Origin of the sequence: Vibrio sp. V42_P2S4T144 (assembly GCF_009904715.1) — a bacterium.
GTDB lineage: Bacteria > Pseudomonadota > Gammaproteobacteria > Enterobacterales > Vibrionaceae > Vibrio > Vibrio alginolyticus.
This window is the reverse complement of sequence record NZ_WXWS01000202.1, coordinates 1-4,887: the sequence shown is the minus strand read 5'-3', so window position 1 is coordinate 4,887 and position 4,887 is coordinate 1. Positions and strand designations below refer to the sequence as shown.

General features: G+C 43.2%; 3 protein-coding genes and 2 tRNA genes. All 5 read right to left on the bottom strand.

Annotation, left to right across the window (positions count from 1 at the left end):
• Positions 1-270 precede the first annotated feature (270 nt).
• Positions 271-1,173: a LysR family transcriptional regulator gene (locus CAG68_RS06955; protein WP_005375982.1), complete on the bottom strand. Its 903-nt coding sequence runs from the start codon at positions 1,171-1,173 to the stop codon at positions 271-273.
• 239 nt (positions 1,174-1,412) lie between these two features.
• A tRNA-Gly gene (locus CAG68_RS06950) sits at positions 1,413-1,488 on the bottom strand.
• Between the two features lie 36 nt (positions 1,489-1,524).
• Positions 1,525-1,598 (bottom strand) — tRNA-Cys (locus CAG68_RS06945).
• A 206-nt stretch (positions 1,599-1,804) separates the two neighbouring features.
• Positions 1,805-3,259, bottom strand: a complete 1,455-nt coding sequence (gene viaA, locus CAG68_RS06940; protein WP_017820201.1) for an ATPase RavA stimulator ViaA — start codon at positions 3,257-3,259, stop codon at positions 1,805-1,807.
• A 9-nt stretch (positions 3,260-3,268) separates the two neighbouring features.
• A partial coding sequence (locus tag CAG68_RS06935; protein ID WP_161440963.1) for an ATPase RavA domain-containing protein occupies positions 3,269-4,887 on the bottom strand: 1,619 nt, incomplete at its 5' end.

Here is a 4,887-nt window from a genome sequence, read left to right as displayed (position 1 = left end):
ATACGTAATCAACAAACAACAAACAAAATAATTCTTTATTTTTCTGTCACTTATCTTTCACATTTGAGAAATTTAACGTAAGAAACAGACCGTTTCTTAAAAGAAACAATAGCAAAACCATTTGTTAACAGTTGTGCGGGGTATCTTGTTATCAATATTAGTGAAGAAAACGAGGAGAAGCGTAAGCCCCTAAATTTAAGAGGATTCTTAGAAATGAAGATGGAAACATAAGCTCAACACCAATATAACGATCGGTGTTGAGTTATTGGCTTAAAATCGATGGTTTTGACTTTGAAAGCTTGTGTATAGATGATCAATGAAGATCTTAATTTTTTCTGGTTGTTGACGAGTGTAAGGATACACCGCATAAATACCCAAACATTTGGCTGTTTCGTCTTTAAATAACTGAATCAGACTGCCTTGTTTTAAGTCTTCATAAACCAATACACGCGGTACATAGATGATTCCCTGCCCTAACAGCGCTACATTTCTCAATACAGAAGAATTGTTGGTACAGAGGTTACCGTCGACGGTGATTTGATATACCTCGTCTCCATCTTTAAACGCCCACTCATGCGCTCCGGTTTCTTGGTAGGAATAGACTAAACAATTGTGTTTAGCCAAGGCTTGAGGTTGTTTAGGTATGCCATGTTTAGCTAGGTATTGGGGTGACGCGCAAATGATCCAATTCGCATCCACCAGCTTTCTTGCAATCAGACTAGAATCTGGCAACACACCCGTTCTAATTGCCAAATCAAAACGTTCATTCACGATATCGACGAAACGATTATCTAGATCCATATCGATATTGATGTCTGGGTATTTCTGATTAAATTCATTAATCACTTGAGGAAGAATTAATTCACCAGAGATAGTAGGCACCGAAATTTTAATGTGTCCAGATAAGTTTTTACCTAAACCCACAATGGATTCTTCCGCCGTTGCCACCGCTTGATAAACCGCTTTTGCATGAGTAAAAAACGCTCGTCCTGCTTCAGTCAACGTTAGCGTTCGCGTTGTTCGGTAGAGAAGCTGTACACCAAGCTCTTGTTCAAGCTTGGCAATGCGTTTACTGACGACCGATTTGGTCAGTGACATATGTCTCGCGGCAGCACTGAATGAACCTTGCTCGATCAAGTGATAAAAAATGATGTAATCGTCGGTATTTCTCATGCGTCTTCGTCAAATCCTTTGGAAGCCCGTATTGTAAACTGAAATTGGCTGAGGTGCGAAACATGGGGTCACACTTAATATCAGAAACTCGTGACAGAGATGGTGTTGCTAAGCTCACAGGTAATGAAAAAGAGATGGTGTGAATTTATCAGTCTTCAGATACAAAAAAACCAGCTTTCGCTGGTTTTAAGTTGATGCACTTGGCATCGAGATACCGCCATGGCCATATCTGAATAATTTGGAGCGACACACGAGGTTCGAACTCGTGACCTCAACCTTGGCAAGGTTGCGCTCTACCAACTGAGCTAGTGTCGCATTTATTCTCGAAAGCCATTCGCTATCAAAGAATAATGGAGGCGCCTCCCGGAGTCGAACCGAGGTCCACGGATTTGCAATCCGCTGCATAGCCACTCTGCCAAGGCGCCTTTTTTTATTACGCTTCAGGGCTCTACCCCGTTGCGTTGGTGGCTACTTTACGGATTGAGAGAAGATAGTCAAACAAAAATATTTCATTTTCTGTTCGTTTGATTTCTTTTAAGTCAATTCGACCAAAGTTCGATCTTATTGGCTTAAAACGAAGCAATATAAATCTAGCTTTCAGTTCGTTTTGTCCCATGAAACATTAAGGCGTTTAATAGTTGCTGACCCTTTTTAGCAATCTTCCCACAACATTAGGGTGATAAGACCAAGTGTGATCAAACATCGACATTAATGCAGGATTTCCGTATTTCGATAAGCTAATCGCGTGAAAACGGTTTTTCTTCGCCTTGAGCGCATCCACTTTGGCCAGTAACTCGTCTTGTTGTTTTGGCGCGATAAAGTCGGAAATGACTACCATGTCTGCGTTTTTATATTTATCACCGCTCATCAAGTCGATAGATTTAATCAAAGTTGGCTCTAAGTCTGTACCACCATGGAAGCTATAAGTTAGAAAGTCCGCCGCCTCGCGCAGACCATCTTGTTTGGTTAGTTCGTAGGTAATGTGTTCCGTAGAAAAAATAATGACATAGCAATCACGTTGCTCCGCTAGTGCGATTTGCATCAGAGCATAAGCCATGGCTTTGGCGCATTGCTCAGGAAAGCCACTCATGGAACCGGACGCGTCCACACAAACAATGAAGGGGCCTTTTTCGATATCTACCGCTTTATGGTCAGGTCGGTGAGCTTTAACTTTACGTAACGTGCGCGATTTGCCTTGTGTACGATAGTTCATGAGCCGTTTATCAACTAAGTGTTTATAGAACACAACTTCAAGTTCAGGATACGCCAAAAACATCGTTTCGTTGGGAAGTAGCTTATTTAGATCATCGCTTTCGTGAATACCGACAATATCATCCGTCGCCTCATCACTTTTCTCTTCGACCAATTGAAGTTCTTCAGTGGGCGCACGATTTAGTTCAGGATCATTTACTTGCCCCGCCATACGACCGAGTTGCTCCGCAATTTCTTGCAAGCCTTGGTGCTTCTTCAGAAACTCAGCATGGCGTTTCATCACCGTTAAGTCTGTTTTACTCAACTTGGCAGATGCCATATCCCACAGGCGCCCTACACTTTCAGCGTCACCCGACTCCGTGACTTTATCCATATTACGCATGGTTTCCATACGTTGATACAGGTCTTTCAGCACCTTTTCTTTATTGGCTTCAAGCTCGCTTACTTGCGCTTGTTTTATAGCATCGGTGAGGCTTTGGTACCATTGATCACAAAAGTAATGAGGGAACATAGGGTTATTCATCCCTTTGTTCTTTTCCATCATTCGGCGAGCTTGCATGTAAAACGCAGAGTGCCATTCCAGCTTTTTAATCACATCTTCGATGTTTTCAAAAAACGCCTCTTCATCCCAATGAATAACCTCTTGATATAAAGACAGCTCTTGTTGGAAACGCTCTGTCTCACATACCTTGGTGATCCGTTTTTTAACACTGCCTCGCCACTTTAACAAGTGACCTTTGACCGAAGATTTAACACCTCTGTTTTCTGCCATCATCATGACTTGTGAACGAGCCATCAAATCATTAACTGCGCTATCGATGATGCCGGAGTCGGCCACCATCAGCGCGAGGTTAAGTCCGTCTGCACCTAGCATGTCGTCTCCTTATGAGAAAAACTGATTTAAGTTTTTAAAGCGTTGGATAACTTTTTCACTTTCTGCTTGGATTGATTCAAGTCTCTGACTGACCTGTTGTAGACTCGACTCCATTAGGCGGGGTAGTTCAGGATCAACAAAGCTATGCGGAAGCGCATCATGAAAGTTCGCTTTCACCTTGCGCATATGGTGTTCTGCCTCACTAAGCTGATTTACGGCTTTTTCGCTCTGCGTTAACCACTTTTGGTAAAGCTCTACATCCAAGCCCTCTTGAGTCACTAGGCTAACCAGAATGCCTCGGTTCGCGATATCACGGATAACTAGGTTATTCGCCGCGTCAACGTCAAATCGTAAACGGCACATGTTGGTGTTTTGATTGACGTAGCCATACACATCACCGCTTCCCTCTTTAATGACTCGATCTAACTCATCTTTGGGTACATAAACCCAGCGGCTATCACCTTTTTCTGATTCTGAAACCGACATGTTGCTTTGCAAGACAACCAATTTAACTAAGTTAACGGCTGCGCCAACTTTGTACATCTTGGCTTTAGAGGTATCGAAGCGCATGGTTTCTTTACGCAAAATGCCCGTTGCCGCTTCAGACGTTAACGTCATGCGGTAGGCATCTTCAAGTTCATGTTGAACATCAACCAAAGACTCTCGGCAGTACTCAATTTCCTGCTCCGCGTCTTGTTGATCAAATGCATGTTTTAAGGCGAACTCTTGAACCACTTCACGTACCACATCTCGCGATTCAGGACTGTTCCATAAACAATCTTGCAGCAGTAGAAGGTCAAGCGGATTGACTTCATCGCGACCATTAAAAAACGCGCTCGCTTTTAACAACTTCACGGCTTTCTTCCAGCGGCGGTCAGAGACATACATGTCGGTATTGGCCACATCGCCAAACTGAGCTTCAACTTTGCTTTCTAACATCGTTTTAAGCTGGAAAAGCTTTTCGAATGCATTATCGGTTAGCGTCAATTTGTCGAGCTGTTGTTGCCATTGATGATATTCTTCATCAGTTATCGCTAGGCCTTCTGGTACTTGTGCCTCTTGCGATGTGCCCACAGTCAACATCGACTTAAAGTTTTGTTTATTCTGAATTCGATTCACAAACACACGCACCAACATGCGGTCGTAGAGGGCATCCAATCCACTATCTTCATCGGGTAATTCATTGGAAGCCGATACCAACAGGCGCATTGGCACACGCTCGATATCGCTGCCATTTTTGAATGTTTTCTCATTAACCACTGTCAGCAATGTGTTAAGAATTGCAGGCCCCGCCTTCCAGATTTCATCCAAAAATACGACTTGTGCAGTTGGCAAATACCCTTTAGTTAAGCGAACATAACGGCCGTTGTCTTTTAGCTCTTGGATACTCAGTGGCCCAAACACCTCTTCAGGGGTTGAGAAGCGCGTCATCAGGTATTCGAAGTAACTGCTGTTATCGAACGCTTGGATGAGTCGTTTGGCAATTAAGCTTTTTGCAATACCAGGGGGGCCTAAAAGAAAAACACTTTCACCAGCAAGTGCAGCAAGAAGGCAGAGCTTGATCGTATGTTCACGCTCATAAACGCCATCCGTTAACGCTTTCGCCAATTTATTGATGCGTTCTGAGA

Coding starts and splice junctions, on each gene's coding strand:
- CAG68_RS06955 (WP_005375982.1), bottom strand. CDS start 1,173: ATGAGAAATACCGACGATTACATCATTTTTTATCACTTGATCGAGCAA.
- viaA (WP_017820201.1), bottom strand. CDS start 3,259: ATGCTAGGTGCAGACGGACTTAACCTCGCGCTGATGGTGGCCGACTCC.